The sequence below is a fragment of the Pseudomonas sp. ADAK18 genome (assembly GCF_012935695.1).
Classification (GTDB): Bacteria; Pseudomonadota; Gammaproteobacteria; order Pseudomonadales; family Pseudomonadaceae; genus Aquipseudomonas.
The window spans coordinates 912,498-939,458 of record NZ_CP052859.1 but is presented as its reverse complement, the minus strand read 5'-3'; the positions used below and the strand labels follow the sequence as shown (position 1 = coordinate 939,458).

Annotated in this window: 30 protein-coding genes; 1 reads left to right on the top strand and 29 read right to left on the bottom strand. The window is 60.3% G+C overall.

Annotated elements, in window-relative coordinates; all coding sequences use genetic code 11:
- Window positions 1-5: 5 nt before the first annotated feature.
- The 14 genes from HKK55_RS04335 to flhA form a co-directional block, all read right to left on the bottom strand.
- Window positions 6-398 (bottom strand): DUF2802 domain-containing protein, encoded by a 393-nt coding sequence (locus HKK55_RS04335; RefSeq protein ID WP_169353521.1) that lies wholly within the window; start codon window positions 396-398, stop codon window positions 6-8.
- Window positions 399-887, bottom strand: a complete 489-nt coding sequence (locus HKK55_RS04330) for a chemotaxis protein CheW (protein WP_169353520.1) — start codon at window positions 885-887, stop codon at window positions 399-401.
- Window positions 888-964: 77 nt separating this feature from the next.
- Window positions 965-1,765 (bottom strand): CheW domain-containing protein, encoded by an 801-nt coding sequence (locus HKK55_RS04325; RefSeq protein ID WP_169353519.1) that lies wholly within the window; start codon window positions 1,763-1,765, stop codon window positions 965-967.
- A 276-nt stretch (window positions 1,766-2,041) separates the two neighbouring features.
- On the bottom strand, window positions 2,042-2,830 hold the full coding sequence (locus tag HKK55_RS04320) for a ParA family protein (RefSeq protein ID WP_169353518.1): 789 nt from the start codon (window positions 2,828-2,830) through the stop codon (window positions 2,042-2,044).
- Window positions 2,831-2,881: 51 nt separating this feature from the next.
- The gene (motD, locus tag HKK55_RS04315; RefSeq protein WP_169353517.1) at window positions 2,882-3,769 is read right to left on the bottom strand and encodes a flagellar motor protein MotD; all 888 of its coding nucleotides are present in this window, start codon (window positions 3,767-3,769) and stop codon (window positions 2,882-2,884) included.
- A 199-nt stretch (window positions 3,770-3,968) separates the two neighbouring features.
- Window positions 3,969-4,709, bottom strand: a complete 741-nt coding sequence (locus HKK55_RS04310; RefSeq protein WP_155583282.1) for a flagellar motor protein — start codon at window positions 4,707-4,709, stop codon at window positions 3,969-3,971.
- The gene (locus tag HKK55_RS04305; RefSeq protein ID WP_169353516.1) at window positions 4,709-5,839 is read right to left on the bottom strand and encodes a chemotaxis response regulator protein-glutamate methylesterase; all 1,131 of its coding nucleotides are present in this window, start codon (window positions 5,837-5,839) and stop codon (window positions 4,709-4,711) included. The genes HKK55_RS04310 and HKK55_RS04305 overlap by 1 nt, the downstream gene beginning before the upstream one ends.
- A 48-nt stretch (window positions 5,840-5,887) precedes the next feature.
- Window positions 5,888-8,080, bottom strand: a complete 2,193-nt coding sequence (locus tag HKK55_RS04300) for a chemotaxis protein CheA (RefSeq protein WP_169353515.1) — start codon at window positions 8,078-8,080, stop codon at window positions 5,888-5,890.
- A 12-nt stretch (window positions 8,081-8,092) separates the two neighbouring features.
- The gene (locus tag HKK55_RS04295; RefSeq protein WP_169353514.1) at window positions 8,093-8,881 is read right to left on the bottom strand and encodes a protein phosphatase CheZ; all 789 of its coding nucleotides are present in this window, start codon (window positions 8,879-8,881) and stop codon (window positions 8,093-8,095) included.
- 18 nt (window positions 8,882-8,899) lie between these two features.
- Window positions 8,900-9,274 (bottom strand): chemotaxis response regulator CheY, encoded by a 375-nt coding sequence (locus HKK55_RS04290; protein ID WP_169353513.1) that lies wholly within the window; start codon window positions 9,272-9,274, stop codon window positions 8,900-8,902.
- 169 nt (window positions 9,275-9,443) lie between these two features.
- A complete protein-coding gene (gene fliA / locus HKK55_RS04285) occupies window positions 9,444-10,184 on the bottom strand; it encodes an RNA polymerase sigma factor FliA (RefSeq protein ID WP_169353512.1) in 741 nt (246 codons plus the stop codon).
- Complete coding sequence (fleN, locus tag HKK55_RS04280) at window positions 10,181-11,014, bottom strand: flagellar synthesis regulator FleN (protein ID WP_003192912.1); 834 nt, start codon at window positions 11,012-11,014, stop codon at window positions 10,181-10,183. Before fleN ends, fliA begins: the two co-directional genes overlap by 4 nt.
- A gap of 121 nt (window positions 11,015-11,135) precedes the next feature.
- Window positions 11,136-12,452 (bottom strand): flagellar biosynthesis protein FlhF, encoded by a 1,317-nt coding sequence (gene flhF / locus HKK55_RS04275; protein ID WP_169353511.1) that lies wholly within the window; start codon window positions 12,450-12,452, stop codon window positions 11,136-11,138.
- A gap of 11 nt (window positions 12,453-12,463) precedes the next feature.
- Complete coding sequence (gene flhA / locus HKK55_RS04270; protein ID WP_169353510.1) at window positions 12,464-14,593, bottom strand: flagellar biosynthesis protein FlhA; 2,130 nt, start codon at window positions 14,591-14,593, stop codon at window positions 12,464-12,466.
- A gap of 519 nt (window positions 14,594-15,112) precedes the next feature.
- On the opposite strand from flhA, the gene HKK55_RS04265 reads away from it, so the two are divergent.
- Window positions 15,113-15,439 (top strand): DUF6124 family protein, encoded by a 327-nt coding sequence (locus HKK55_RS04265; protein ID WP_169353509.1) that lies wholly within the window; start codon window positions 15,113-15,115, stop codon window positions 15,437-15,439.
- A gap of 360 nt (window positions 15,440-15,799) precedes the next feature.
- Here HKK55_RS04265 and HKK55_RS04260 read toward each other — a convergent pair whose 3' ends face one another.
- The 15 genes from HKK55_RS04260 to fliJ form a co-directional block, all read right to left on the bottom strand.
- On the bottom strand, window positions 15,800-16,084 hold the full coding sequence (locus HKK55_RS04260; protein ID WP_336604614.1) for an FKBP-type peptidyl-prolyl cis-trans isomerase: 285 nt from the start codon (window positions 16,082-16,084) through the stop codon (window positions 15,800-15,802).
- A 349-nt stretch (window positions 16,085-16,433) separates the two neighbouring features.
- On the bottom strand, window positions 16,434-16,637 hold the full coding sequence (locus tag HKK55_RS04255; RefSeq protein ID WP_169353507.1) for a cold-shock protein: 204 nt from the start codon (window positions 16,635-16,637) through the stop codon (window positions 16,434-16,436).
- A gap of 289 nt (window positions 16,638-16,926) precedes the next feature.
- A complete protein-coding gene (flhB, locus tag HKK55_RS04250) occupies window positions 16,927-18,063 on the bottom strand; it encodes a flagellar biosynthesis protein FlhB (protein ID WP_169353506.1) in 1,137 nt (378 codons plus the stop codon).
- A 3-nt stretch (window positions 18,064-18,066) separates the two neighbouring features.
- Window positions 18,067-18,852, bottom strand: coding sequence for a flagellar biosynthetic protein FliR (gene fliR, locus HKK55_RS04245; RefSeq protein ID WP_169353505.1), 786 nt, complete (start codon window positions 18,850-18,852; stop codon window positions 18,067-18,069).
- A 1-nt stretch (window position 18,853) separates the two neighbouring features.
- Window positions 18,854-19,123 carry a flagellar biosynthesis protein FliQ gene (fliQ, locus tag HKK55_RS04240; RefSeq protein WP_071486515.1) on the bottom strand — a complete coding sequence of 90 codons (270 nt, stop codon included), beginning with the start codon at window positions 19,121-19,123 and terminating at the stop codon, window positions 18,854-18,856.
- Between the two features lie 3 nt (window positions 19,124-19,126).
- Window positions 19,127-19,870 carry a flagellar type III secretion system pore protein FliP gene (gene fliP / locus HKK55_RS04235; RefSeq protein WP_169353504.1) on the bottom strand — a complete coding sequence of 248 codons (744 nt, stop codon included), beginning with the start codon at window positions 19,868-19,870 and terminating at the stop codon, window positions 19,127-19,129.
- On the bottom strand, window positions 19,870-20,304 hold the full coding sequence (gene fliO, locus HKK55_RS04230) for a flagellar biosynthetic protein FliO (RefSeq protein WP_169357779.1): 435 nt from the start codon (window positions 20,302-20,304) through the stop codon (window positions 19,870-19,872). Before fliO ends, fliP begins: the two co-directional genes overlap by 1 nt.
- A gap of 16 nt (window positions 20,305-20,320) precedes the next feature.
- Window positions 20,321-20,788, bottom strand: a complete 468-nt coding sequence (gene fliN, locus HKK55_RS04225) for a flagellar motor switch protein FliN (RefSeq protein ID WP_033900765.1) — start codon at window positions 20,786-20,788, stop codon at window positions 20,321-20,323.
- 42 nt (window positions 20,789-20,830) lie between these two features.
- A complete protein-coding gene (gene fliM, locus HKK55_RS04220; RefSeq protein ID WP_154743732.1) occupies window positions 20,831-21,799 on the bottom strand; it encodes a flagellar motor switch protein FliM in 969 nt (322 codons plus the stop codon).
- Window positions 21,800-21,808: 9 nt separating this feature from the next.
- A complete protein-coding gene (gene fliL, locus HKK55_RS04215) occupies window positions 21,809-22,309 on the bottom strand; it encodes a flagellar basal body-associated protein FliL (RefSeq protein WP_169353503.1) in 501 nt (166 codons plus the stop codon).
- 248 nt (window positions 22,310-22,557) lie between these two features.
- On the bottom strand, window positions 22,558-23,898 hold the full coding sequence (locus HKK55_RS04210; protein WP_169353502.1) for a flagellar hook-length control protein FliK: 1,341 nt from the start codon (window positions 23,896-23,898) through the stop codon (window positions 22,558-22,560).
- Between the two features lie 89 nt (window positions 23,899-23,987).
- Window positions 23,988-24,332: an Hpt domain-containing protein gene (locus tag HKK55_RS04205; protein ID WP_169353501.1), complete on the bottom strand. Its 345-nt coding sequence runs from the start codon at window positions 24,330-24,332 to the stop codon at window positions 23,988-23,990.
- Window positions 24,333-24,362: 30 nt separating this feature from the next.
- Entirely contained in the window at window positions 24,363-26,081 is a 1,719-nt protein-coding gene (locus tag HKK55_RS04200; RefSeq protein WP_169353500.1) for a fused response regulator/phosphatase, read from the bottom strand.
- Complete coding sequence (locus HKK55_RS04195) at window positions 26,078-26,383, bottom strand: STAS domain-containing protein (RefSeq protein WP_169353499.1); 306 nt, start codon at window positions 26,381-26,383, stop codon at window positions 26,078-26,080. The genes HKK55_RS04200 and HKK55_RS04195 overlap by 4 nt, the downstream gene beginning before the upstream one ends.
- Before the next feature lie 128 nt (window positions 26,384-26,511).
- Window positions 26,512-26,961: a flagellar export protein FliJ gene (gene fliJ / locus HKK55_RS04190; protein WP_169353498.1), complete on the bottom strand. Its 450-nt coding sequence runs from the start codon at window positions 26,959-26,961 to the stop codon at window positions 26,512-26,514.

Below are 26,961 nucleotides of genomic sequence, written 5' to 3'. Positions count from 1 at the left end.
ACGGCTCAGTTCTTGTGCAACTTGCTCATCAACTGCGCCTCGGCCTGGGTCAAGCCGCAACTCTGGGTCAACTCATCCACCGTGGCCCCCATGCCCACCAGCTTCGCCGCCTGGGCGAAGGACAGGCTCGACGGATCGCGCTGCTCAAGCGCCGACAATTTGTCCGGCAATGGGGCAATGATCGCGCGCAGTTCATGCACCTCATCCCCCACCTGCACAGCGCTCTGCTGAAAGTGGTCGACGCGCTTGGTCAATTCGATAAAGCGCCGGTCGCGCGCGGTATCGCGCTCGGCCTGCTGCGTCGCCAATTCGCGCTGCTGGCGCACGTAGCGCAGCACAAAGCCCAACGTCCCGGCCCATAGGATGGCCAGGACAATCACTGCCAGCTCAAGGATCAATCAGATGCTCTCCAGTTCCTGCCACTCTTCTTCGCTCATCATCTTGTCCAGCTCAACCAGAATCAGCAGTTCGCCGTTCTTGTTGCACACGCCCTGGATGAACTTGGCGGATTCTTCATTGCCCACGTTCGGCGCGGTTTCGACTTCCGATTGGCGCAGGTAAACCACTTCCGCCACGCTGTCGACCATGATCCCGACCACTTGCTTGTCGGCTTCGATGATGACGATACGGGTGTTGTCATTGACTTCGGTCGGCACCAGGCCAAAACGCTGGCGGGTGTCGATCACGGTGACGACGTTGCCGCGCAGGTTGATGATGCCCAGCACATAGCTCGGCGCGCCCGGCACCGGGGCGATTTCGGTGTAGCGCAGCACTTCCTGCACGCGCATCACGTTGATGCCGTAGGTCTCGTTGTCCAGTTTGAAGGTCACCCATTGCAGGATCGGATCATCCAAACCTTGTGCGGACGCGGACGCTGACTTGTTCATACCCCTGACCCCTTCAAAAACCGTTGGTAACGGTGTGTGTTCTCTCTAAGCAGCACGAAGGTGCTGCTCATGCTTGTTCAAGTACGTTTGTTACCCGGCATATCTTTCACCGCTCCGCTGGCAATCAACTCCGCCAGCTCGGCGACATCCAGTAACGCGCACATGTGTTCGATCACGGTGCCCGCCAGCCATGGCCGTTGGCCCCGGTGGCTGCGCCATTTGATTTCGTTGGGGTCCAGACGCAGCGAGCGGCTGACTTGATGCACCGCCAGCCCCCACTCGTAACCCTGGACCGAAATAACGTATTGCAGGCCCTGGCGGAAATCATCGCGATAACGGTCGGGCATCACCCAGCGCGCGGTGTCCAGCACCTTCAGGTTGCCGGCCTGGCTCGGCAGAATCCCGAGGAACCATTCGGGCTGGCCAAACAGCGGCGTCAGTTCCTGGCCTTCCAGGGAGTAGATCGAGCCCAGGCACACCAGCGGCACTGCCAGGGTCAGGCCGGCCACATCAAACAACAGGCATTCGAACGGTTCAGCGGCCCACGCCGGGCGGCCATCACGTTCAACCGGTGGTGGCGTGATGCTCGGCGGCAGGTGAACTTCCACCACGGGTGCGATCACCGCGGGCATCACCAGCACCGCAGGTTGAACGGGCTCCGGGGCCGGGGTCGCGACCGGCACTACCACTGCATCGCGGGCCTGCTCTTCCAGCACTGCCAGTTGAAAGTCATCCAGCGTGGTTTCTGGCTCAACGACTTCATCCAGAACCAGAATCGGCTCCGGCATTTGCTCCTCGGTCGCATCCTGCAGCAAGGCGTCCAGGTAGGACTCCAGCGCCAGCTGTGGCCGGGTCTTGAGATCGACTGGACGATTCATCTGTATGCCCACGCGCAAGTCCCATTACCTCTGTACTCAGAGGTTATCGGCCTGATGTCCCGTCGACTTGAATACAATACGACCCTTGTAGCCGCTGGCGAGCCTGCGAGCCTGCGATCGGCTGCGCAGCGGCCGTAAAACCTGCGCTCTCGGTTTACCTGAAACAGCATAGCGTCGGGCTTTGCGAGCGCTTCGCGCTCGATCGCAGGCTCGCAGGCTCGCCAGCGGCTACAGGGGTTGCGGTGAAGCGAAATCAGCGTGTTATCCGTGCTCATCTCAAGCCACCTGCGCAACAAGCTGCTGGGACAGCAGATGCTTGAGCAACGCCCGATACGCCAACACGCCACGGCTCTTGCCGTCGAACTGCGACGGTGTCAGCCCGGCTCGGCTGGCGTCGCGCAAACGGGTGTCCACCGGGATATAGCCTTGCCAAATAGTCTCCGGATACGCGTCACGCAATACCCGCAAAGTGCTGAGAGACGCCTGGGTGCGGCGGTCGAACAAGGTGGGGACAATGCTGAACGGCAGCGCCTGTTTGCGCGAGCGGTTGATCATCGCCAGGGTGCTGACCATCCGCTCCAGGCCTTTGACCGCCAGGTGTTCGGTCTGCACCGGGATCACCAGTTGCTGGCTGGCCGCCAACGCGTTGACCATCAGCACCCCGAGCAACGGCGGGCTGTCGATGATCGCGTAGTCGAAGTCTTTCCACAGTTGCGCCAGGCTCTTGGCGATCACCAGGCCCAGGCCACTCTGCCCCGGCGACTGGCGCTCAAGGGTGGCCAAGGCAGTGCTGGAGGGCAACAGCGAAATATTGTCGTTGCTGGTGGGCATCAGCAGTTGCCCGGGCAAGCCGTCCGGCACGCTGCCCTTGTGCAGGAACAGGTCGTAGCAACTGTGTTCCAGGGCATCCGGGTCGTAGCCAAAATAACTGGTCATGGAGCCGTGAGGGTCCAGATCGACCACGACCACACGCTTGCCCGCCTCGGCCAGCAAGCCGGCTAAGGCGATGGAGGTGGTGGTCTTGCCGACTCCACCCTTTTGATTGGCAACTGCCCAGACTCTCATTCGGATTGTTCCTCCCGGAAGGCTTTAGCTCGACCGAGAAATAGCACGAGGTTATAGGGCCGGCGACGGAGAATTGACGGCGCTCTCACGTACCGGCGGCTTTACGGGCGTCGGTGCAGTTTGTGTGCCAGCCCGCTTCAGTGCGGCATCCGGTCGCGCATTGGCGGTGCCGGTACCCGTCAGGCTGCGGCGCACATCCAGGTTGCGCGACACCACCAGCACTACCCGCCGGTTGCGTGCACGGCCTTCGGCAGTGGCATTGTTGGCCACCGGCTGAAACTCGCCATACCCCACCGACGCCAGGCGCCCGGGGTTCACGCCCTGCATCGCCAGCATGCGTACGATACTCGCCGAACGTGCAGAAGACAGCTCCCAGTTGGTTGGGTACTGCGCCGTACTGATGGGTAGGTTATCGGTAAAGCCCTCGACGTGGATCGGGTTGTCGAAGGGTTTCAAAATCGCCGCCACCTTGTCGATGATGGTAAACGCCTGATCGCTGGGCATCGCATCGGCGCTGGCGAATAGCAGGCTGGAGTTGAGCTCGATCTCGACCCACAACTCATTGCCGCGCACGGTCATCTGGTTGGAACTGATGAGGTCGCCAAAGGCTGCGCTGATGTCGTCGGCAATGCTTTTCAACGGGTCGCTGGCACCACTGAGGCCAGCATCGGTTTCGTCGCTGTCCTTGACCAGCGGCTTGGCCGGGGTCACGGTCTTGGGCCGCTCGTCACCGATGGGAATCGGCTTGAGGGCACGGTCCGAATCACTGAACACTCCCACCAACGCTTCGGAGATGACCTTGTACTTGCCTTCGTTGATCGACGAGATGGAATACATCACCACGAAAAACGCGAACAGCAGCGTAATGAAGTCGGCGTAGGACACCAGCCAGCGTTCATGATTGACGTGTTCTTCAGGCTCGCGGCGGCGACGACTCACAGACAGATACCTCCCACACCACTCCCATGCACACAAGATCCGTGGCGAGCGGGCTTGCCCGCGTTGGGCTGCAAAGCGGCCCCAGTAAAATCGCCACACGTCTCCAGAAGAAACCGGCTTGCGGCTTTCAGGGCCGCTTCGTGCCCCAACGCGGGCAAGCCCGCTCGCCACAGGTGGGCCGTGCAAATCCCCATGTTCATCAATCCATGAAGCCCTGGAGCTTCAATTCGATGGAGCGCGGGTTCTCACCCTCGGCAATCGACAGGATGCCTTCGAGCAACATCTCACGATAACGGGACTGGCGCATGGCGATGGACTTGAGCTTGCTGGCCACCGGCAATAGCACCAGGTTGGCACTGGCCACGCCGTAAATGGTGGCGACGAACGCCACGGCAATACCGCTGCCCAGTTGCGAGGGATCGGCCAGGTTGCCCATCACATGGATCAAGCCCATGACCGCGCCGATGATACCGATGGTCGGCGCGTAGCCGCCCATGCTCTCAAAGACTTTGGCGGCGTTGATGTCACGGCTTTCCTGAGTGTAGAAGTCCACCTCGAGAATGCTACGAATAGCTTCCGGCTCGGCACCGTCCACCAGCAATTGCAAACCTTTGCGCGCGTAGCTGTCGGGTTCTGCATCGGCCACGCCTTCCAGGCCCAGCAGGCCCTCCTTGCGCGCCGTCAGGCTCCAGTTGACCACACGGTCGATACCGCCCGGCAGATCGACCCGTGGCGGAAAAATAATCCACACCAGGATCTGCATGGCACGTTTGAACGAACTCATGGGCGACTGCAGCAATGCCGCGCCCACGGTGCCGCCGATCACGATCAGCGCCGCCGGGCCGTTGGCCAGGGCCCCAAGGTGGCCGCCTTCGAGGTAGTTGCCACCGATAATGGCGACGAAGGCCATGATGATGCCAATCAGGCTCAATACATCCATCAGAGGCAGGCCTCCACCAGGTGCTTGCCGATGTCATCCAGGCTGTAGACGGCGTCTGCCAGGTCCGCCTTGACGATGGCCATGGGCATGCCATAGATCACGCAACTGGCCTCATCCTGGGCCCAGATCGCACTGCCGCCCTGCTTGAGCAGGCGCGCGCCTTCGCGACCGTCGGCGCCCATGCCAGTGAGCACCACCGCCAGAACTTTGTCGCCGTAGGACTTGGCAGCGGAACCGAAGGTGATATCCACGCAAGGCTTGTAATTGAGGCGCTCATCACCCGGCAGGATTTTGATCGCGCCACGGCCGTCGACCATCATCTGCTTGCCGCCTGGGGCCAGCAATGCCAGGCCAGGGCGCAGGATGTCGCCGTCCTCGGCTTCCTTGACGGTGATGCGGCACAGCTTGTCCAGGCGCTCGGCGAACGCTTTGGTGAACGCGGCAGGCATGTGCTGGACCAATACGATCGGCGCCGGGAAGTTGGCCGGCAGTTGGGTCAACACCCGCTGCAGCGCCACCGGGCCGCCGGTGGACGTACCGATAGCCACCAGTTTGTAGGCTTTGCGCTTGGGCGCAGGCGAATGCGCGCTGGGTGCGGTTACAGGTACACGAACGGGGGCAGCCGCGGGACGCGCTACCGGGGCAGGGGCCGGGCGACCAAAGGGGCTCGGCGCCACAGGTGCCGCAATGGGTGCAGGAGCAGGAGTTGGCGCGCTGAAGAGGCTGCGACGGTTACTGCGGGAGATGCTGTGCACCTTCTCGCAGAGCATCTGCTTGACCTTCTCGGGGTTGCGCGAGATGTCTTCGAAGTTCTTCGGCAGGAAGTCCACCGCACCGGCGTCCAGCGCATCCAGGGTGACACGGGCGCCTTCGTGGGTCAGCGAGGAGAACATCAACACCGGAGTCGGGCAGCGCTGCATGATGTGCCGCACCGCTGTGATGCCGTCCATCATCGGCATCTCGTAGTCCATGGTGATCACGTCCGGCTTGAGTGCCAGGGCCTGATCGATCGCCTCTTTGCCGTTGGTGGCCGTACCGACCACCTGGATGCTTGGATCGGCTGAAAGAATTTCCGAGACGCGGCGGCGGAAGAAACCCGAATCGTCCACCACCAGGACCTTGACTACCATAAACACTCCGTTAGGCGGGACGGGCAATACCGCCCTGCCCCACCAGAATCAAATACGCCGTGCGGCGTAACGCTTGAGCATGCTCGGAACATCGAGAATCAGCGCGATCCGACCGTCACCGGTGATGGTCGCGCCCGACATGCCCGGGGTTCCCTGCAGCATTTTGCCCAAAGGCTTGATGACCACTTCTTCCTGGCCCACCAGTTGATCGACCACAAAGCCGATGCGCTGGGTGCCCACGGAGAGAATCACCACATGGCCTTCGCGCTGCTCCTCATGCTTGGCCGACGCCACCAACCAACGCTTGAGGTAGAACAGCGGCAACGCCTTGTCGCGCACGATCACCACCTCCTGGCCGTCCACCACGTTGGTGCGCGACAGGTCGAGGTGGAAGATTTCGTTGACGTTGACCAGCGGGAAGGCGAACGCCTGGTTGCCCAGCATCACCATCAGCGTCGGCATGATCGCCAGGGTCAACGGCACCTTGATGACGATCTTCGAGCCTTGACCCTTGGTCGAGTAGATATTGATCGAGCCGTTGAGCTGGCTGATCTTGGTCTTCACCACGTCCATGCCCACGCCACGCCCGGACACATCGGAAATCTCGGTCTTGGTCGAGAAACCCGGCGCGAAGATCAGGTTGTAGCACTCGGTGTCGCTCAGGCGATCGGCGGCATCCTTGTCCATCACCCCACGCTTGACCGCGATGGATCGCAGCACGTTCGGGTCCATGCCTTTGCCGTCATCGGTGATCGACAGCAGGATATGGTCGCCTTCCTGTTCCGCCGCCAGAATCACCTTGCCGCCACGGGACTTGCCCGACGCTTCACGTTCTTGCGGGGTTTCGATGCCATGGTCGACGGCGTTGCGCACCAAGTGGACCAGCGGGTCGGCCAAGGCTTCGACAAGGTTCTTGTCGAGGTCGGTTTCTTCGCCCACCAATTCCAGGTTGATCTCTTTCTTCAACTGGCGTGCCAGGTCGCGAACCAGGCGCGGGAAACGGCCGAAGACTTTCTTGATCGGCTGCATCCGGGTCTTCATGACGGCGGTTTGCAAGTCAGCGGTGACCACGTCCAGGTTGGACACGGCCTTTTGCATGGCTTCATCGCCGCTGTTAAGGCCCAGGCGCACCAAGCGGTTACGCACCAGCACCAGCTCGCCCACCATGTTCATGATGTCATCCAGGCGTGCGGTATCGACCCGTACGGTGGTTTCGGCTTCGCTGGCGGGTTGTTTGTCTGGCGCCGAAGCGGCAGGTGCCCGGGCTGGAGCTAGAGCCGGCTTGGCGGCCACTGGCGCAGGCGCCTTCGCGGCAGCCACCGGTGGCGGTGCAGCAACGGCGGCCGTGGAAACGGCGGCAGGCGCAACTTCGGTGAACTTGCCCTTGCCGTGCAACTCATCCAGCAGGGCTTCAAATTCGTGATCGGAGATCAGTCCATCGGCAGCCGGGGCAGCGCTGGCCGCCGGAACAGCTGGCGCAGCGGCAGCCGCTACCTCTGGCAGTGCCTCGGCGGCAAATGAGCCTTTGCCATGCAACTGGTCCAACAGGGCTTCAAATTCGTCGTCGGTGATTTCATTGCTGACGGGCGCTGCGGCTTCCGTTGGCGCCGACACAGCGGCCACCGCGTCGGGGGCGAACTGGCCCTTGCCGTGCAACTGGTCGAGCAGGGACTCGAACTCGGCATCGGTAATGTCTTCGGTGGTCGGCACCATCGCCGGGGCCACTGCTGCTGGGGCTTCGGCCTGGGCCTTGACGGCGTTCAGCGAGTCCAGCAGTTGTTCAAATTCGCTATCCGTCACATCACCGGCAGGTTCAGGCGTAACGACGGCCACTGCGGCCGGCGCATTGTCAGCCGGTTCCGCAAGGCGTGCCAGAGCCGCCAGCAGTTCCGGGGTGGCCGCCGTGATCGGTGCACGTTCGCGCACTTCACTGAACATGCCGTTGACCGCATCCAGTGCTTCGAGAATTACGTCCATCAGTTCCGAGTCGACGTGCCGTTCACCCTTGCGCAGGATGTCGAACACGTTCTCGGCGATATGGCAGCACTCCACCAGCTCGTGGAGCTGGAGGAAGCCGGCGCCCCCTTTTACAGTGTGAAAACCGCGAAAAATTGCATTGAGCAGGTTCGCATCATCCGGTCGGCTTTCCAGCTCGACCAGTTGTTCGGACAACTGCTCTAGAATTTCGCCGGCCTCTACAAGGAAATCCTGAAGGATTTCTTCATCGGCGCCGAAGCTCATATTGCGTGCTCCTTAGAAGCCTAAACTGGACAGCAAATCGTCTACGTCATCTTGACCTGACATAACGTCTTCACGTTTATCGGCATGAATCTGCGGACCTTCACCCTTGGCGAGGTGTTTTTGTGGATCTTTTTCCGAGAGGATCGCTTCGCGGTCATGTTCGATGCCGGCAAAACGGTCGACCTGGCTGGCCATCAGCACCAGTTTGAGCAGGTTGCTCTCCACTTCGGTGACCAGTTGGGTCACGCGTTTGATCACCTGGCCGGTGAGGTCCTGGTAATCCTGGGCCAGCAGGATGTCGTTGAGGTTGCTCGACACCGTGCGGCTGTCCTGCTCGCTGCGCGCCAGAAAGCCTTCGACTCGCCGTGCCAATTCGCGAAACTCTTCGGCGCCCACTTCCCGGCGCATGAAGCGGCCCCAGTCGGTGCTCAGGGCCTTGGCTTCGTTGGCGATGCCATTGACCAGCGGCGTGGCGTTTTCCACCAGGTCCATGGTGCGATTGGCCGCCGCCTCAGTCAGCCTGACCACATAAGACAGGCGTTCGGTGGCATCGGTGATCTGCGAGACTTCCTCGGCCTGCGGCATGTGCGGGTCAATCTGGAAGTTGACGATGGCGCTGTGCAACTCGCGTGTCAGCTTGCCGACTTCCCGGTACAGGCCACGATCACGGGTCTGATTGAGCTCATGGATCAACTGCACCGCGTCGCCGAACTGGCCTTTTTCAAGGCTTTCAACCAACTGGTGAGCGTGCTTTTTCAGGGTCGACTCGAAGTCGGCCTGTGATGATTCGTTATGCTCCATAGCTCCCCCGTGGCGACATCAATGACCGATGCGTTCGAAGATTTTTTCGATCTTCTCTTTCAAGGCCAATGCAGTGAATGGCTTGACCACGTAACCGTTGACCCCAGCCTGGGCGGCTTCAATGATCTGTTCACGCTTGGCTTCGGCGGTCACCATCAGCACAGGAAGGCTGCGCAGTTTTTCATCGGCGCGCACGTGGCGCAGCAAGTCGATACCGGTCATGCCCGGCATGTTCCAGTCGGTTACCAGAAAGTCGATGCTCCCGCTGTTGAGGATCGGAATCGCCGTGGTGCCGTCATCCGCCTCGACCGTGTTAGTGAACCCAAGGTCACGCAACAGGTTTTTTATGATCCGCCGCATCGTTGAGAAGTCATCAACGATGAGGATTTTCATGTTCTTGTCCAATTCGACCTCCAAGCAGTCTTAAACGCGTCCAGCACCTGGGCGCGCCATTTCAATCATTCAGGCGTTACAAATAAGGACTACTGAGGCGCACCACGGGTTGAAACCGCCAGGGCTTTTGGCCCGGACGGTATCATTCGCAGTGTCCCCACACTGCCTGTCAGCGCGCTCGCCACTCTCCCAAACGCCCCCGCAAGCGGGCCGCGCACTGGCTGTGTAACTGGCTGACCCGCGATTCGCTGACCCCCAGGACTTCACCGATTTCCTTGAGGTTCAGCTCTTCGTCGTAGTACAGCGCCAACACCAGTCGCTCACGCTCCGGCAAATTGGCAATCGCGTCCGCCAGTGCGCTCTGGAAGCGTTCATCTTCCAGATCGCGTGACGGTTCGAGATGAGCACTCGCGCCGTCCTCGTGCAGCCCCTCATGTTCGCCGTCCTGCAAAAGGTCGTCGAAACTGAACAGGCGACTGCCCAAGGTATCGTTCAAAATCCCGTAGTAATCGTCGAGACTCAATTGGAGTTCGGCCGCAACTTCGTGATCTTTAGCGTCGCGACCGGTTTTTGCTTCAATTGAGCGAATGGCGTCACTCACCATCCGGGTATTGCGGTGGACCGAACGCGGCGCCCAATCACCTTTACGGACCTCGTCGAGCATCGCACCACGGATGCGGATACCCGCATACGTCTCGAAACTCGCACCCTTGCTCGCGTCGTATTTGGTCGACACTTCAAGCAAGCCGATCATCCCGGCCTGGATCAGGTCTTCGACCTGGACACTGGCGGGCAATCGGGCCAGCAAGTGATAGGCAATGCGCTTGACCAGTGGCGCATAGCGCTCGATCAATTCGCCTTGGCTGTCACGTGCCGACTTCTTGTAAAGGTTGTAGCCGCTGGATGTCATAGCACCGGTCCTGCGCTCGTCTGATGCACCAATCGCTCGACGAAAAACTCCAGATGCCCCCGGGGATTGGCGGGCAGTGGCCACGTATCGACCTTCTGGGCAATAGCCTTGAACGCCAGTGCGCACTTCGAACGAGGGAACGCTTCATAGACTGCACGCTGCTTTTGCACAGCCTTGCGCACACACTCGTCATAGGGAACTGCGCCGACGTATTGTAAGGCGACATCGAGGAAGCGATCCGTGACCTTGGTCAACTTGGCGAACAGGTTTCGCCCTTCTTGCGGGCTTTGGGCCATGTTGGCCAGCACCCTGAAGCGGTTCATGCCGTAGTCACGGTTAAGCAGTTTGATCAGGGCGTAAGCGTCGGTGATCGAGGTGGGTTCGTCGCACACCACCAGCAGTACTTCTTGCGCGGCGCGCACGAAGCTGACCACGGACTCACCGATCCCGGCGGCGGTGTCGATCACCAGCACGTCGAGGTTGTCGCCAATGTCACTGAAGGCCTGGATCAGGCCGGCATGCTGCGCCGGGCTCAGATGCACCATGCTCTGGGTGCCTGAGGCAGCCGGCACGATGCGGATACCACCAGGGCCCTGCAACAATACGTCGCGCAGCTCACAGCGGCCTTCGATGACATCGGCCAGGGTATGTTTGGGTGTCAGTCCCAGCAGAACATCAACGTTCGCCAGGCCCAGGTCGGCATCCAACAGCATGACGCGACGGCCAAGCTCTGCCAGGGCCAGGGACAAATTCACTGACACGTTAGTTTTCCCGACGCCACCTTTGCCGCCGGTCACCGCGATCACCTGTACGGGATGCATGCTGCCCATGTTCGTTCTTTACCTTGTCTTGCTTAGACGCAGGCTACATAGGTTGGCTGCGGTAGGAGCTTGCAGGCCATCAATGTAGATACATTGCACTGTCGTTTTATGTTGCGTGTTCAGATTCACCTCAGCCGACCCGTTTGGCCGGACTGTGGTACAGATCAGCAAACATGTCAGCCATCGCTTCCTCGCTCGGCTCTTCCTGCATTTGCACACTCACTGCCCGGCTGACCAACTGATGACGGCGCGGCAGATGCAAATCATCCGGGATCCGCGGCCCGTCGGTCAGGTAAGCAACCGGTAACTCATGACTGATAGCCAGGCTCAATACTTCACCCAAGCTGGCCGTTTCGTCCAGTTTAGTCAGAATGCAGCCCGCCAGCCCACATCGTTTGTAGCTGTGATAGGCGGCGGTGAGTACCTGCTTCTGGCTGGTCGTGGCCAGCACCAGGTAATTCCTGGACTTGATCCCGCGCCCGGCCAGGCTTTCCAGCTGCATGCGCAGAGCCGGATCGCTGGCTTGCAGGCCGGCGGTGTCGATCAGCACCACGCGCTTGCGCAGCAGCGGATCGAGGGCGTTGGCCAGGGACTGGCCCGGGTCGACATGGGTTACCGGCACGTTGAGGATCCGGCCCAATGTCTTGAGCTGTTCCTGGGCGCCGATGCGGTAGCTGTCCATGCTCACCAAAGCGATGTTCTGTGCGCCGTACTTAAGCACATAACGGGCAGCCAGCTTGGCCAGAGTAGTGGTTTTGCCCATGCCGGCGGGGCCGACCATGGCAATCACACCACCTTCTTCCAGGGGTTCAATTTCCGGGGTAACGATCATCCGCGCCAGGTGGGCCAGCAACATGCGCCAGGCCTGGCGAGGTTCTTCAATTTCAGTGGTCAGCGCCAGCAGGTCGCGGGACAACGGGCCAGACAGGCCAATGCGTTGCAGGCGACGCCAGAGATTGGCCTGTTGCGGCTTGCTGCCCTGCAACTGGTTCCAGGCGAGGGAGCCCAACTGCACTTCCAGCAGCTCACGCAGGCCATTGAGTTCGAAACGCATCGAGTCGAAGACCCGCTGATCAACTGCGGCTGCCGGCGCCGGCGCAGCAGGACGCGGCGGCTCGACGAACGTCGGCTCTACCAGAGGCTCGGCAGCGGTCAGCGGCAGGCCGGCAAACAACTGACGGTTGGTGCTGGCGTCGCTGTCGCCACGCATGCTCAATTCGGCCTGGGCCGAGACAATGCGCGAGGCGGTCTTGCGCAGTTCGTCTTCCAGTTCCATGTTCGGGACCCGCGGCGCGAGCGCCGAGGGTGTGTAATCCAGGGCAGCCGTCAGCTCGACACCGCCGGCAATGCGGCGGTTTCCGATAATCGCGGCGTCGGCGCCCAGCTCATCACGAACCAGCTTCATGGCCTGACGCATATCGGCGGCGAAAAAACGCTTCACTTGCATAACCCACTACCTCAGCCGTTGGGCCCTACTGTCGCGACGATAGTCACTTGCTTATTGTCAGGAATTTCCTGGTAAGCCAAAACGTGCAAATTCGGTACTGCCAGGCGTCCAAACCGCGACAACATCGCTCGAACCGGGCCTGCCACCAACAGAATCACCGGTTGGCCCTGCATTTCCTGGCGTTGTGCCGCCTCGATCAATGAGCGCTGCAGCTTTTCAGCCATGCTTGGCTCCAGCAGAACGCCCTCTTCCTGGCCAAGTCCGGCCTTCTGGATACTGTTGAGCAATATTTGTTCCAACCTGGGCTCCAAGGTGATCACAGGCAGCTCGGAGTCAAGCCCTACAATGCTTTGGACGATGGCACGCGACAATCCGACGCGCACCGCAGCCACCAGGGCGGCAGTATCTTGACTCTTGGCGGCATTGTTGGCGATAGCCTCGGCAATGCTGCGAATGTCCCGTACAGGCACCTGTTCGGCCAACAACGCTTGCAGCACCTTGAGCAGTTGCGACAGCGACAAAATGCCCGGCACCAACTCTTCGGCCAGTTTCGGCGAGGCCTTGGCCAGCAATTGCATGAGTTGCTGGACTTCTTCGTGGCCGATCAGCTCATGGGAGTGCTTGTAGAGAATCTGGTTGAGGTGGGTGGCGACCACGGTACTGGCGTCCACCACGGTGTAGCCCAGGGACTGTGCCTGGCTGCGCTGGCTGACTTCGATCCACACCGCTTCCAGGCCGAAAGCCGGATCTTTGGCGGTTATGCCGTTAAGGGTGCCGAACACCTGGCCCGGGTTAATCGCCAGTTCGCGGTCCGGGTAGATCTCGGCTTCGGCCAGGATCACGCCCATCAGGGTCAGACGATAGGCACTCGGCGCCAGGTCGAGGTTGTCGCGAATGTGTACGGTGGGCATCAGGAAGCCCAGGTCCTGGGACAGCTTCTTGCGCACGCCCTTGATCCGCGCCAGCAATTGGCCGCCCTGGTTGCGATCCACCAGGGGAATCAGACGGTAGCCCACTTCCAGGCCGATCATGTCGATCGGGGTCACGTCGTCCCAACCCAGTTCTTTGGTTTCCTGGGCGCGAGCCGGGGACGGCAGCAGTTCCTGCTGACGGGCGACCTCTTGCTGGGCCTGGACCTTGATGGTGTTCTGTTTTTTCCAGAACAGATACGCGCCGCCAGCTGCCAGGGCCGCCATGCTCAAGAAGGACACATGGGGCATACCCGGCACTACGCCCATCACCGCCATCAGGCCAGCGGCTACCGCCAAGGCCTTGGGCGAGGCGAACATCTGCCGACCGATCTGCTTGCCCATGTCTTCGGAGCCGGAAGCACGGGTCACCATGATCGCGGCAGCGGTGGACAGCAGCAGTGATGGCAATTGCGCCACCAAACCGTCACCGATGGTCAGCAAGGCGTAAACCTTGCCTGCGTCGCCGAAGGTCATACCGTGCTGGAAGATGCCGACCGCCATGCCGCCGATCAGGTTGATAAACAGAATCAGCAGGCCGGCAATGGCGTCGCCGCGAACAAATTTGCTGGCACCGTCCATGGAGCCGTAGAACTCGGCTTCCTGGGCCACTTCCAGGCGGCGGGACTTGGCTTGGCTCTGATCGATCAGGCCGGCGTTGAGGTCAGCGTCGATGGCCATCTGTTTGCCGGGCATGGCGTCGAGGGTGAAACGCGCACTCACCTCTGAAATCCGCCCGGCGCCCTTGGTCACCACCACGAAGTTGATGATCATCAGGATCGCGAACACCACGATACCGACCACGTAGTTACCGCCGATCACCACCTCACCGAAGGCCTGGATCACCTTGCCCGCGGCCGCGTGACCGTCCTGACCGTGAAGCATCACCACCCGGGTGGAGGCCACGTTGAGCGCCAGCCGGAGCAAGGTAGCGATCAGCAGAATGGTCGGAAAGACCGCGAAATCCAGTGGTCGCAGGGCATACACGCAGACCAGCAGCACGACAATGGACAGGGCAATGTTGAAGGTGAAAAACACGTCCAACAGGAACGGCGGCATCGGCAACATCATCATTGCCAGCATGACCAACAGCAACAGCGGCACACCCAGATTGCCTCGCGAAAGGTCTGTCAGCGTGCCACGGGCATTGTTGAACATTTGAGAGCGATCCACCGGTATTCCTCGTGTCCTTGAAGCAAACTTTTGACGCCGGGAGGCGTCCTGGAGGCGGTATTGCAAGAAGCCTTCCAACTTTTGCTTTCCCGGCCAGATCACTGCAGGCTTGAGCGTTGATGACCTTTACAAGCGACCGAGCCTCCTGGGGATACACAAATCCAAATGTGGGCTTGCTCGCTCCCACATTTAGATTTGTGTACATCCGCTGCTACCGAGGAAATTTCCGACAGGGTTTTGGGGTTGCCCCTAGGAAACCCGCTCTCTAGTCTCCGTACACCGCTGCAAACGCAGCGGTCGGGCTTCGCGGTCCGCGATTTTCTAAGAGCAAAAGCGCTATCGCCCGCTTTCAGTTGACGCTTTTTTATCGTCTACTGTGCGGCGCTATGGCGGCTGTGCGCGGGATACCTTCGGGTATGCCGGGTTGCCTTAGGACCGGTCCGCGAACCTGCGCACAGCTGCCACCCCATCGCATCGCGGCGAATCAGTGGCAGCTCCACTTTCCTGAGGAGCTTCACAATGATTAAACCGACCCCAAACCCTCCGCTCAACGCCGACACTTTGCGCAAAGCCGCAAACCGGGCACTCGACTTTCACTTGCAGCCCTCCAACCATCCGCCCATCAAGATGTTTACCGTGACCGACGGCATCGGCACCGAAGACTTGCTGGTCAATCTCAGCGAAACACTGGCGTCGGCCAACGCGCTTATCTGCGACCTGGCCTTTGAGCTGGAGGGATCGCGCCGTGAGAGAGCGCTAGGGATCGCGCAGTTGATTGAGCTGGCGCGGTTACAGGCTGATCGAGTGCTGGAAGGTGTTGAGCAATCAACTTCGATGCACGCATGAGGCGAAAAAGGGGACGCATTTATTTTCGATTAAATAAATGCATCCCCTTTTCCCAATGCCAGTCAGTTAAGGAATGGAGATCCAACAACCGAAGCAGATCCAATGTGGGAGCTGTCGAGCCCCAGCGAGGCTGCGATGGCGTCGGCACCGTCAACATTGATGCTGCCTGACCCACCGCTATCGCAGCCTCGCTGGGGCTCGACAACTCCCACCTTTGATCTTCTCTGTCTTGAGGTCTTGTGTTCGCTTAACTGATCGGCATTAGTCCCTTTTCCCCTCTTTTCCTCTGAACTTTTGCTTGAAGGGGCAGATCGTTCGCGAGTGGGAACTTACTAATGAGTGGAGTTGCGCCATGCCAGGCTATTCAACCCCAAGCAACTCAATATCAAAGACAAGCGTTGAATTCGGCGGGATCCCCCCTCCGGCTCCTTTCGCGCCATAACCCAGTTCAGGCGGGATTGTCAGCTTGCGTTTCCCTCCGACCTTCATCCCTGGTATTCCTTCCCTCCAACCAGATATTACGGCGTACAGCGAGAAGGTGCTCGACTCGCCGCGACTCTTGCTTGAGTCGAATTCCGTCCCATCCGCCAGCCAACCGGTGTAGAGAACCTCAACGGTCTGGCCAGCTTTTGCGACGTCACCCATACCCTCCTCTATATCCTCATATTGAAGACCGCTTTCAGTGGTGATAACGCTCATTTGATACTCCTTTAACCCTGAGAAGACTTGAACGGCGCAGAACACGCACCCCGTCCTATCAAACTGCGAAGTCGCGGCAGTGGCTACTGTGAGAGTTGACAGGTAAGGCCTGGCTTAAGACGAACGGTCGGGCGTCGCGCTGGGCTGCAAAGCGGCCCCATGAAGATCACAGTGATCCGCCAGAAAGACCGCGGTTGCTGGTTTCAGGGCTGCTGCGCAGCCCAACACGGGGCAAGCCCGCTCGCCACAAGGGTTGATGGGGCGGCCCCACGCTCCTGCGCGGGAACGATCATCGCTATAGAGGCTGAACATCCGTTGCCTGAAGTCCTTTTAGATCCTGCGTGAGGTTGTACTGCACCTTTTGATTCTCGTGAAGGACTGAGATGCCTGTACCCTCAATTACTGAAAAGTGAACAAACACATCAGCACTTCCATCGTCCGGCTTGATAAACCCAAAGCCCTTGTCCTCGTTAAACCACTTGACCGTACCCGTTGCCATAGCTCTTCTCCCTACATCCAGTTCGAATATCTACGCAAAACACGCAGCATCGCCGCCTTATCAAACCGTGAAGGCAATCGGGTGGCTACTGTCAAAGTTGACAGGTAGGCGGGGAATTACGACGAATGGTAGCCCCCTTCCAAGACTGGCCTGAAGGGATAGGTTGCCGGGACTGACGCCATCGCGGGCAAGCCCGACTCCCACATTGGATCGAGTCGGGGCAGGCAAACTCGGTCGAATGTGGGAGCCGGGCTTGCCCGCGATGAGGCCCGATCGGGCGTTGCAAGACTCAGGAGTCCCGGCGCAAATCCGGTGGAATCGGCAGGTCCTTCAGCGGATCCGGGCGCTTGCCCTTGCCCGCGCGGTACTGGCGGATCTGGTAGACGTAGGCCAACACCTGGGCCACAGCCAGGTACAGCCCGGCGGGAATCTCGTGATCCAGTTCGGTGGAGTAGAAGATCGAACGGGCCAGCTCCGGCGATTCCAGCAACAGCACGTTGTTGGCCACGCCGATTTCGCGAATCTTCAGTGCCATGAAATCGCTGCCCTTGGCCAGCAACATCGGCGCCCCACCCTTCTCCGGGTCGTACTTGAGGGCCACGGCATAGTGGGTCGGGTTGGTGATGATCACGTCGGCGTCAGGAACGGCGGCCATCATCTTGCGCTGGGACATTTCCCGCTGCAGCTGACGGATGCGCTGCTTCACTTCCGGCCGGCCTTCCTGGTCCTTGTGTTCGTCGCGCACTTCCTGCTTGGTCATCAGCAGTTTCTTGTGGCTTTCCCACAGCTGGATCGGCGCGTCCACCGCCGCAATCAGGATCAGCCCGCAGGCCATCCATAACGCGCTCCAACCCACCACCTGAACACTGTGAATGATCGCCAGTTCCAGCGGCTCGTGGGCAATGCGCAGTAAGTCATCGATGTCGGACGACAGCACCGCCAGCGCCACGAACAGAATGAGCGCGAACTTGGCCAGGGCCTTGAGCAGCTCCACCAGCGCCTTGGATGAAAACATCCGCTTGAGCCCGGCACCCGGGTTCATCCGGCTGAACTTTGGCGCCATGCTGCCAGGCGCAAACAACCAGCCACCGAGGGAGATCGGCCCGATCAATGCCGCCAGCAATAAGGTGATCAGTACCGGCTGTACCGCCAGGATCGCGATTTTGCCTGAGTGCAGCAGGTACAAGCCCATGGCGCCCGGACTCAGCAGCACTTCACGGGGCAGGGAAAAATTGAGCTTCATCAACTCCATCAGGTCCATGGCCAGGCCGCCGCCGTAGACCAACAACCCACCCGCACCGGCCAGCATGATCGCCAGGGTATTGAGCTCTTTGGAGCGGGCAATCTCGCCTTTTTCCCGGGAGTCCTTTAGCCGTTTCTCCGTGGGGTCTTCTGTTTTGTCCTGGCCACTCTCGCTCTCGGCCATGGCTCAGCGCGCTCGGGCCAGGTCACGTAAAAACTGCAGGGCCTCACTGGCCAGCGGTTGATACTGATTGAGAATGTCAGCCATGCCGACCCAGAAAATGCCCATGCCCAGCACCAGGGTCAACGGGAAACCGATGGAGAAGATATTCAACTGCGGCGCCGCCCGGGTCATCACACCAAACGCAATGTTGACCACCAGCAACGCAGTAATGGCCGGCAATACCAACAGCAAGGCCGCCCCCAACACCCAGCCCAGGCGCCCAACCAACTCCCAGAACTGATTGACCACCAACCCGTGCCCCACCGGCAAAGTGGTGAAGCTCTCGGTGAGCACCTCGAACACCACCAGATGACCGTTCATGGCCAGGAACAGCAAGGTCACCAGCATCGTCAGAAACTGCCCGATCACCGCCACCGACACACCGTTGGTGGGGTCAACCATGGACGCGAAGCCCATGCCCATCTGGATCGAGATGATCTGCCCGGCGATCACGAAGGCCTGGAAGAACAGCGTCAGGGAGAAGCCCAGCAGCGCGCCAATCAGGATCTGCTCGGCAATCAGCAGCAATGCGCTGAGGTCGATGGCATTCACCGGCGGCATCGGCGGCAGCCCCGGAACAATGACGACTGTGATCGCCACCGCGAAGTACAGACGAATGCGGCGCGGCACCAGGGTGGTACCGAACACCGGCATGGTCATCAGCACCGCCGTCACCCGGAACAACGGCAGGATGAACGAAGCCACCCAGGTGCTGATCTGGGTATCGGTCAACGCCAACAGGGAGTTCATCTCAGCCGATCAGCTGCGGAATACTGCCGTACAGCTGCAGGATGTATTCCATGAAGGTTCGCACCAGCCACGGGCCGGCGACGATCAGGGTAATCAGCATCACCAGCAGGCGCGGCAGGAAGCTCAAGGTCTGTTCGTTGATCTGCGTCGCGGCCTGGAACATCGCCACCAGCAGTCCCACCAACAGGCTGGGCACCACCAGCACGGCGACCATCATGGTGGTCAGCCACAGGGCTTCGCGGAACAGGTCGACTGCGACTTCTGGTGTCATGCCCTATACCCCACCGAAACTGCCCGCCAAAGTGCCGATAATCAGCGCCCAACCATCCACCAACACGAACAGCATGATCTTGAATGGCAAGGAAATGATCAGCGGCGAGAGCATCATCATGCCCATCGCCATCAGCACACTGGCAACCACCAGGTCGATGATCAGAAACGGGATGAAAATCATGAAGCCGATCTGAAACGCAGTCTTCAGTTCCGAGGTCACAAACGCCGGCACCAGAATGGTCAACGGTGCCTGGTCCGGGCTGGCGATGTCGGTGCGCTTGGACAAGCGCACGAACAGCTCCAGGTCACTGGAACGGGTCTGGGACAGCATGAAATCCTTGATCGGGCCCTGGGCCTTGTCGATTGCATCCTGGGCCGTCATTTTCTCAGCCAGGTAAGGTTGCAGGGCTTGCTGGTTCACCTTGTCGAACACTGGCGCCATGATGAACAGGGTCAGGAACAGCGCCATGCCGGTGAGGATCTGGTTCGACGGTGTCTGCTGCAGGCCCAGGGCCTGGCGCAAGATCGAGAAGACGATGATGATCCGGGTAAAGCTGGTCATCAGCATGACAAACGCCGGGATAAAGCTCAGCGCGGTCATGATCAGCAGGATCTGCAGGCTGACCGAATATTCCTGCGCGCCCGCCGCGTTAGTGCCCAGCGTGATCGCCGGGATCGACAACGGGTCTGCCGCAAACGCCAATGGCGCCGCCAGCAACAGCATGAGCGTCAATAGAACGCGCATTACTTCTTATCCTTCTGGTCCTTGCCCAACAGCTCCATCAGGCGCTGGGCGAACTCCGGCGTGGCCGGCTGAGTCTGGGCCGCTTCCACAGGCGTCTTGAGTACATGCAGCGGGGTAATACGGCCGGGCGTGATGCCCAGCAGAATCTGTTCTTCACCCACTTGCACCAGCACCAACCGATCACGCGGCCCCAGGGCTCGCGAACCCACCAGCTCGATGACTTGGGCGTTGCCCGGGCCAATGCGCTGCACCCGGCGCAACAGCCAGGCCAGGACGAAGATCAGTCCGACCACCAGCAGCAGGCCAAGCACCAACTGAGTCAATTGCCCGGCCATGCCACTGACCGGCGCCACAGCGGCAACCGGGGCCACAGGCTCCGCGGCCAGGACGCTCAACGGCAGCGCCCATAGCAGCCCCACCAGCCCTTTACCCAACGGCAGACGCTTCATATCAGCGCAGCTTCTTGATGCGTTCGCTCGGGCTGATCACGTCAGTCAGGCGAATACCGAACTTCTCATTGACCACTACCACTTCGCCATGGGCGATCAGTGTGCCGTTGACCAGTACGTCCAGCGGCTCGCCGGCCAAGCGGTCAAGCTCGATCACCGAGCCCTGGTTGAGCTGCAGCAAGTTGCGGATGTTGATTTCAGTGCTGCCCACTTCCATGGAAATCGACACCGGAATATCGAGGATCACGTCCAGGTTCGGACCGTCCAGGGTCACCGGGTCGTTATTCTTCGGCACACTGCCGAACTCTTCCATGGGCAGGCGATTGCCAGCCGGCGCAGTAGCAGCATCGGCCGCCAACAGGGCATCGATATCGTCCTGGCCGACATCACCGGTTTCTTCCAGGGCAGCCGCCCACTCATCAGCCAGGGCCTGGTCTTCGGCAGAAGTGTTTTCGTGTTCGGTAGCCATTACATGTCCTCGGTGCAGCATTGATTCATGAGTTAGGGTGGATCAGCGACGGTTGATCGGCTCGATCACTTGCAACGCCAGATTGCCCTTGTGGGAGCCCAACTTGACCTTGAACGACGGTACGCCGTTGGCGCGCATGATCAACTCGTCCGGCAGCTCGACGGGAATCACGTCCCCCGGCTGCATGTGCAAGATGTCCCGCAGGCGCAACTGACGTCGGGCCACGGTGGCGCTCAGCGGCACGTCGACGTCCAGCAAGTCTTCGCGCAGTGCCTTGACCCAACGCTCGTCCTGATCGTCCAGGTCGGACTGGAAGCCCGCATCGAGCATCTCCCGCACCGGCTCGATCATCGAGTACGGCATGGTGATGTGCAGGTCGCCGCCGCCGCCATCGAGTTCGATATGGAACGTGGAAACCACAATGGCTTCGCTGGGGCCGACGATGTTGGCCATGGCCGGGTTCACTTCCGAGTTGATGTACTCGAAATTGACTTCCATGATCGCCTGCCAGGCTTCTTTCAAATCGATAAAGGCCTGTTCCAGCACCATGCGCACCACACGCAGTTCGGTCGGGGTGAACTCACGCCCTTCGATCTTGGCGTGACGACCGTCACCACCGAAGAAGTTGTCCACCAGCTTGAACACCAGCTTGGCGTCGAGGATGAACAGCGCGGTGCCGCGCAGCGGCTTGATCTTTACGAGGTTCAGACTAGTCGGCACGTACAGCGAGTGCACGTACTCACCAAACTTCATCACCTGAACGCCGCCCACCGCCACGTCCGCCGAACGACGCAGCATGTTGAACATGCTGATGCGGGTGTAGCGCGCAAAACGCTCGTTGATCATTTCCAGGGTCGGCATGCGTCCGCGGACAATGCGATCCTGGCTGGTCAGGTCGTAGCTTTTGACGCTGCCGGGCTCGGCAGCCATTTCGGTCTGTACCAGACCATCGTCGACACCATGGAGCAGCGCATCGATTTCATCCTGGGACAGCAGGTCCTGCACGGCCATGTCGTGATCCTACTGCAATACGAAATTAGTGAAGAGCAACTGCTCGACCACGACTTTACCGACTTCCTTCTGAGCCACTTCCTGCACGCTGGCAGTGGCTTTCTGGCGCAGCATTTCCTGGCCTACCGGGGTGGCCAGGGTGTCGAAACTCTGCGCGGAGAACAGCATCACCAGGTTGTTGCGGATCACTGGCATGTGCACCTTGAGGGCATCCAGGTCCGCCTGGTTGCGTGCCAGCAGGGTAATGCTCACCTGCAAGTAACGCTGACGGCCGTTCTGATTGAAGTTGGCGACAAAGGCCGGGAGCATCGGCTCGAAGATTGCCGGTTGCTTGACGTTAGGATTGACCTCGCCAGCAACGGGCGCTGTGCTCTGGGCGCTGTGCATGAAGTACCAGGTAGCCCCCACGGACAAGCCGATCGCCAGGAGCAAAGCCAGGACAATCAGCAGGATAAGCTTGAGCTTGCCCTTGCCTGCGGGTTCTTGCGCTGCTTCATCACTCTTTGCCATGCCAATAATCCGTCACTATTCGGGTTTTCACAGATCCACGGCAAGGCAAGAGCAAGTGTTATGCCAGAGTTGTCACGGATGTCGGCAGCACCACAAAACCAATGTGGGAGCGGCGGTGCGACGATTCGACTTGCTCGCGAAGGCGGTGTGTCAGTCAGCACATGTATTAACTGACCCACCGCCTTCGCGAGCAAGTCGAATCGTCGCACCGCCGCTCCCACATTTTTGATCGGTGCTCTACCCTGGAATCAGGCGTAATAGTCCACAGCACTGGAGCCGATCACGGTTCGGGTAACAGGCGCTGCGACTTCAGCCACATCTGCCGCCATACCACCGTCACGCCCATCATCGCGTTCGCCATTGCCACTGACGCCACGGCTCTGACTCTGCTGTTGATCCTGCCCTTGCCCCTGCCATCCGCGAGACTGGTCAGAGACATTCACGTCCACCTGCCCCATCCCCTGCTGGGCGAACATCTCCCGCAGGCGGCCCGACTGGCTTTCCAATGCTTCCCGAACGACCGCATGGCCACTCATGAAGTTGACCTGGGCCTGTTGGTCCGCCGTGATGTTCACGCGAATATCCAGGCGCCCCAACTCAGCCGGTTGCAACTGGATGTCTGCCGACTTGAGATTGGCGCTGGACAGGTACATCACCCGATTCACCACCTCCTCGGTCCAACCACTCTGATGCATGGCCAATGGCGCATTGGCTACCGGCGGCAAGGCGTTGGCGGTTTTCGGGGTGGCGGCCTGAGTCAAGGCGGCCAGGCGATTGGCAAAGTCGTCGACACGGGTGTCGCTGCTGGCGTTTTTCAGGTCTTTGAGGCCGTCGTCGATCAGACCGCTGAACGCCTTGTCACCGCCCTGATCGGTGCTGTCTTTGGTGGCCTGTTGATCCACCATGGCAGCCAGGCCGTTAGTGAAGTTCTGTGCAGCGGTCGGCTGATCCTGAGTCGCAGCATTCTTTTGCGGCGCCTGACTGCTCGCCGAGACATGTCCGCCCTGCTCCATCGCCAAGCGCACGGCCGGCAATGCATCCAGCGGGTCGGCTTCGGGGTCGAAGGCTGGCTTGGTTTCATCGGACGGTGCCAGCGGCACCGCCGCGACAGCAGGCTGGGTATTCTCATCGGTGGCAGCCACCGGAGCCGGTGTTGCAGCCGGCACCGGCAAGGGGACCGGTGCAACCACTGCGGCCATCAGCGCAGGGTCGACCGTCGGATCGACCGGAGGCTGCGCCGCCGTTGGATCCGTGGCGGCATCATCGTCCTTGCTGGCCGACGTGTCTGTCTTGGCCGGCGGGTTGGCAGGCAAGGTCTTGCCGCTATCGGCAACCGCTGGAGCGTCGGCGGCAGGCTTATCGTTGCTGGCAACTGGCTTGGCGTTAGTATCAACCGCCTTGTCACGCGCAGGCTTGCTGGTGATGTCGGTGGACTTGGCTACAGGCAAAGAGGCCTGCTTGGCGAACACCTGAGCGAAGGCCGGGGCCTTGTTCCGCGGGTCCGCAGCCGGTGCCGGTGAGTTGGCAACGGGGGCTTGAGGCTTGGCCGCAGGGGCAGCCTGAAGGAGCGAATTCGGGGCAAGAGGCATAAATAAGGGTCTCCACTGCACAGGGTCGAGGGCACAGTAAGAGAGGGTGGAGCAAAAGTCGGGCCAGCTTTGCATCAGGCCCGATTTGATCAGAACGGATACCGTTGCCGCTCCAGCTCATAGAGCGGTCGTACAAAGGCGAACTCATCGCCAATTTCATCCACCAGCGGCTCCAGGGCCTGCAGCGACTGATTCGCCGCTTCGGTTTCCAGGCGGTGGCACAACTCAACCAGGCGTATTGCTCCCAGGTTGCTGCTACTGCCTTTGAAACTGTGGGCAATCTCGCCCAACACCTTGGTATCCCTGGCCTTGCGCAGGGCTTCGACACGCTCTTGCGAGTCTTCCAGAAAAGTATCCAGCAATGTGCGGTACTCGCCTTCCATGACATCACGTAGATGCGTCAACACGTCTTTGTCCAGATGATCCACAGCCACTTGCTCTCTCCTTGATCAAGAATCAGCGGATTATGCCAGAGCCTCCCAGCAAAACTCCACGCAGACACTACGCCCTCCGTCCGACCAGCTCACAGTGCTGCTGAGTTGGCGCACCAGACTCAGGCCACGACCGGACAAGCGGTCGACTTCCTGCGGCTGGGCCAGAACCTTCTCCACATCGAATCCCGCTCCGCTGTCCTCGACGCGCAATGTCAGGCAACCGCCCACGGCGGTGGGCAGCACTTGGATATGCACCCGCACATAACCGCTGCTCAATTGCGCCAGGCGCTCATTACGCTGACGGTAATAATCGGCAAACCCTCGGGCATCGCGCTTGAGGCTTGAGTCGAGGCCCAGCACGCCATGCTCCAGAGCATTGGAATACACTTCGGCCATCACGCTATACAGCGCCCCGCTCTGCCCGCGCAAGCCGTGGATTTCCAGCAGCAGTTGCAGCAAATACGGCAGCGGATTGTAGTGCTTGAGGGTTTCGGCACGAAACTCGAAACTCACCGACCAATCCAGCGGGCTCGCTTGACCGCTGTCGGAATAGACCAGGGTTGGCGAGCGCAACGGCTGATCCAGCGAGAGGCTGATTTCCACCATGCTGATGTCATCCCGCACCTGGCCGCGAAAGCGTGCCAGCGCCTGCTCAATCTCTTCGAACAAATGATCCGGATGGCGGTTGGCGGCGAACACCTGCTGCAGGCGCTCGACACCAAACAACTGCTCATTGGCATCCGCGGTATCCAGCACGCCATCGGACAGCAGGAAGATCCGGTCACCCAAGGCCATGGGCCAAACCTCGGTACGATCATCGAAGGCCTCTGCCGACAACACACCAAGGGGCAAATGCCGTGACACCAATGGCGTACGTCGCCCGCTAGCCACCTCATGCACATAGCCATCGGGCATACCGCCGTTCCACACCTCCACCACCCGTCGCTCCGTGCTGAGGCACAACAACGTGGCGCAGCAGAACATGTCCACCGGCAGGATGCGCTTGAGCCGGGCGTTCATCTCTCGCAGGGTTTGCCCCAGGCCGTAGCCCTTGCCCGTCATGCTGTAGAACACTTCCGCCAGGGGCATCGCCCCCACTGCTGCGGGCAAGCCATGCCCGGTGAAGTCCCCAAGCAGCACGTGTATGTCGCCCGACGGTGTGTACGCCGCCAACAACAGATCACCATTGAACAAGGCATAGGGCGATTGCAGGTAGCGGATGTTGGGGGCCGCGTTCAGGCAGCCGGAATGGGCAACCTTGTCGAACACCGCCTTGGCCACACGCTGCTCATGAAGCAGGTAATCGTGGTGTCGGGCGATCAAGTCCCGCTGATGCAGTACGGTGGCCTGCAAACGGCGCAGGCGATCCATGGCGTTGATCTTCGCCGCCAGAATCACTTGGTTGTAAGGTTTGGGCAGAAAGTCGTCGCCACCGGCGTCCAGGCAACGGGCCAGGGCCTCGCTCTCGCTCAACGACGTGAGGAAAATGATCGGCACCAGCTCCTCACCCGCCAACTGCTTGATTTGACGGGCAGCCTCAAAGCCGTCCATCACCGGCATCAGCGCATCCATCAACACCAGCTGCGGGCGCTCACGGGTGAACACGTGCACCGCTTCCTCACCGTTGCTGGCGGTCAGCACGGCATGCCCTTGACGACGCACGATGGTCGACAGCAATAACCGGTCGGCCGCGCTGTCTTCGGCGATCAGTACGGTGAGGGTTTCAAGGACTGGCACCAGGGTGCTCAACTGATGTCGAACAGTTTGTCGAAGTTAGAGATGGCGAGGATCTTGCGCACGTCAGAGTTGCTATTGATCACCTGCACCTCAGCCTCATCGCCACCCGCATGATCGCGCAACAGCAGGAGCATACCCAAGGCAGAGCTGTCCACGTAGGTGGTTTCTTTCATGTCCACCACGTAGGTCTCGGGCACCTTGTAGAACCGCTCGTAAGCATCACGAAAAGCCTGGTGACTGCCGAAGTCGAACCGCCCCTTGACCGCGATCGTCAACTTTTTCCCATCCAGGGACACTGCTGAATCAACTGACATACGACTGCTTCCTTGTCATTGGCAATAGGCACAAGGTTTAGCAGCTCATGGGAAGATGGGCAACCCATCGCAGCCTCGTACCTCGTCAGCGGCTACAGAACCATCAGCGGCTACAAGACCGCACAGGGTCAGTAGTGGTCTTGGCGCGGCAAGCGCTGGGACAGCTCATCCAGCAGCTTCTGCTCGCGCTTGTCTTCCAGCGCTCGAGCTTCGTCGATGTAGCGTTGCACTAGCTTGCGCAGGCCTTCAACGCGGGCGTAGGCCTGCTGCCAGCTGTCGCGAGCCTTGTCGAGGTTGGCCTCGTGCCAGGCCAGGCTTTGGCGCTGCTGGCCGACAGCGGTTTCCAGTTGATTGAGGAAGTGCTGGTAGTTCATCAGCCATTGCCCGGAAACGCCTTGGCTGCCGCGACTGATCCACTGTTGCTGGTATTCGCCGCGAAAGCCTTCCAGGTCCCCCAGCTTGCTCTGGGCCAAGCGCACTTGCCCCTGGAAATGCCCCAGGCGCTGGGCGGCGGTGCGCTCGGTGGTTTCGGCCATCTCCACCACGGGCGCAAGGCGGGCGGCGCGACTGGTTGCCAT

Bases quoted from the DNA above. Each gene is read 5' to 3' on its own strand.
- fliA (WP_169353512.1), bottom strand. From the start codon at position 10,184: ATGACATCCAGCGGCTACAACCTTTACAAGAAGTCGGCACGTGACAGC.
- HKK55_RS04325 (WP_169353519.1), bottom strand. From the start codon at position 1,765: ATGAATCGTCCAGTCGATCTCAAGACCCGGCCACAGCTGGCGCTGGAG.
- fliP (WP_169353504.1), bottom strand. From the start codon at position 19,870: ATGCGCGTTCTATTGACGCTCATGCTGTTGCTGGCGGCGCCATTGGCG.
- fliL (WP_169353503.1), bottom strand. From the start codon at position 22,309: ATGGCAAAGAGTGATGAAGCAGCGCAAGAACCCGCAGGCAAGGGCAAG.
- fleN (WP_003192912.1), bottom strand. From the start codon at position 11,014: ATGGGCAGCATGCATCCCGTACAGGTGATCGCGGTGACCGGCGGCAAA.
- HKK55_RS04195 (WP_169353499.1), bottom strand. From the start codon at position 26,383: ATGTCAGTTGATTCAGCAGTGTCCCTGGATGGGAAAAAGTTGACGATC.
- HKK55_RS04290 (WP_169353513.1), bottom strand. From the start codon at position 9,274: ATGAAAATCCTCATCGTTGATGACTTCTCAACGATGCGGCGGATCATA.
- HKK55_RS04210 (WP_169353502.1), bottom strand. From the start codon at position 23,898: ATGCCTCTTGCCCCGAATTCGCTCCTTCAGGCTGCCCCTGCGGCCAAG.
- HKK55_RS04320 (WP_169353518.1), bottom strand. From the start codon at position 2,830: ATGAGAGTCTGGGCAGTTGCCAATCAAAAGGGTGGAGTCGGCAAGACC.
- HKK55_RS04255 (WP_169353507.1), bottom strand. From the start codon at position 16,637: ATGGCAACGGGTACGGTCAAGTGGTTTAACGAGGACAAGGGCTTTGGG.
- HKK55_RS04310 (WP_155583282.1), bottom strand. From the start codon at position 4,709: ATGGATGTATTGAGCCTGATTGGCATCATCATGGCCTTCGTCGCCATT.
- HKK55_RS04295 (WP_169353514.1), bottom strand. From the start codon at position 8,881: ATGGAGCATAACGAATCATCACAGGCCGACTTCGAGTCGACCCTGAAA.
- HKK55_RS04305 (WP_169353516.1), bottom strand. From the start codon at position 5,839: ATGGTAGTCAAGGTCCTGGTGGTGGACGATTCGGGTTTCTTCCGCCGC.
- HKK55_RS04300 (WP_169353515.1), bottom strand. From the start codon at position 8,080: ATGAGCTTCGGCGCCGATGAAGAAATCCTTCAGGATTTCCTTGTAGAG.
- HKK55_RS04265 (WP_169353509.1), top strand. From the start codon at position 15,113: ATGATTAAACCGACCCCAAACCCTCCGCTCAACGCCGACACTTTGCGC.
- HKK55_RS04260 (WP_336604614.1), bottom strand. From the start codon at position 16,084: ATGGGTGACGTCGCAAAAGCTGGCCAGACCGTTGAGGTTCTCTACACC.
- fliM (WP_154743732.1), bottom strand. From the start codon at position 21,799: ATGGCCGTGCAGGACCTGCTGTCCCAGGATGAAATCGATGCGCTGCTC.
- fliJ (WP_169353498.1), bottom strand. From the start codon at position 26,961: ATGGCAACCAGTCGCGCCGCCCGCCTTGCGCCCGTGGTGGAGATGGCC.
- flhF (WP_169353511.1), bottom strand. From the start codon at position 12,452: ATGCAAGTGAAGCGTTTTTTCGCCGCCGATATGCGTCAGGCCATGAAG.
- fliR (WP_169353505.1), bottom strand. From the start codon at position 18,852: ATGAACTCCCTGTTGGCGTTGACCGATACCCAGATCAGCACCTGGGTG.
- flhB (WP_169353506.1), bottom strand. From the start codon at position 18,063: ATGGCCGAGAGCGAGAGTGGCCAGGACAAAACAGAAGACCCCACGGAG.
- fliQ (WP_071486515.1), bottom strand. From the start codon at position 19,123: ATGACACCAGAAGTCGCAGTCGACCTGTTCCGCGAAGCCCTGTGGCTG.
- fliN (WP_033900765.1), bottom strand. From the start codon at position 20,788: ATGGCTACCGAACACGAAAACACTTCTGCCGAAGACCAGGCCCTGGCT.
- HKK55_RS04330 (WP_169353520.1), bottom strand. From the start codon at position 887: ATGAACAAGTCAGCGTCCGCGTCCGCACAAGGTTTGGATGATCCGATC.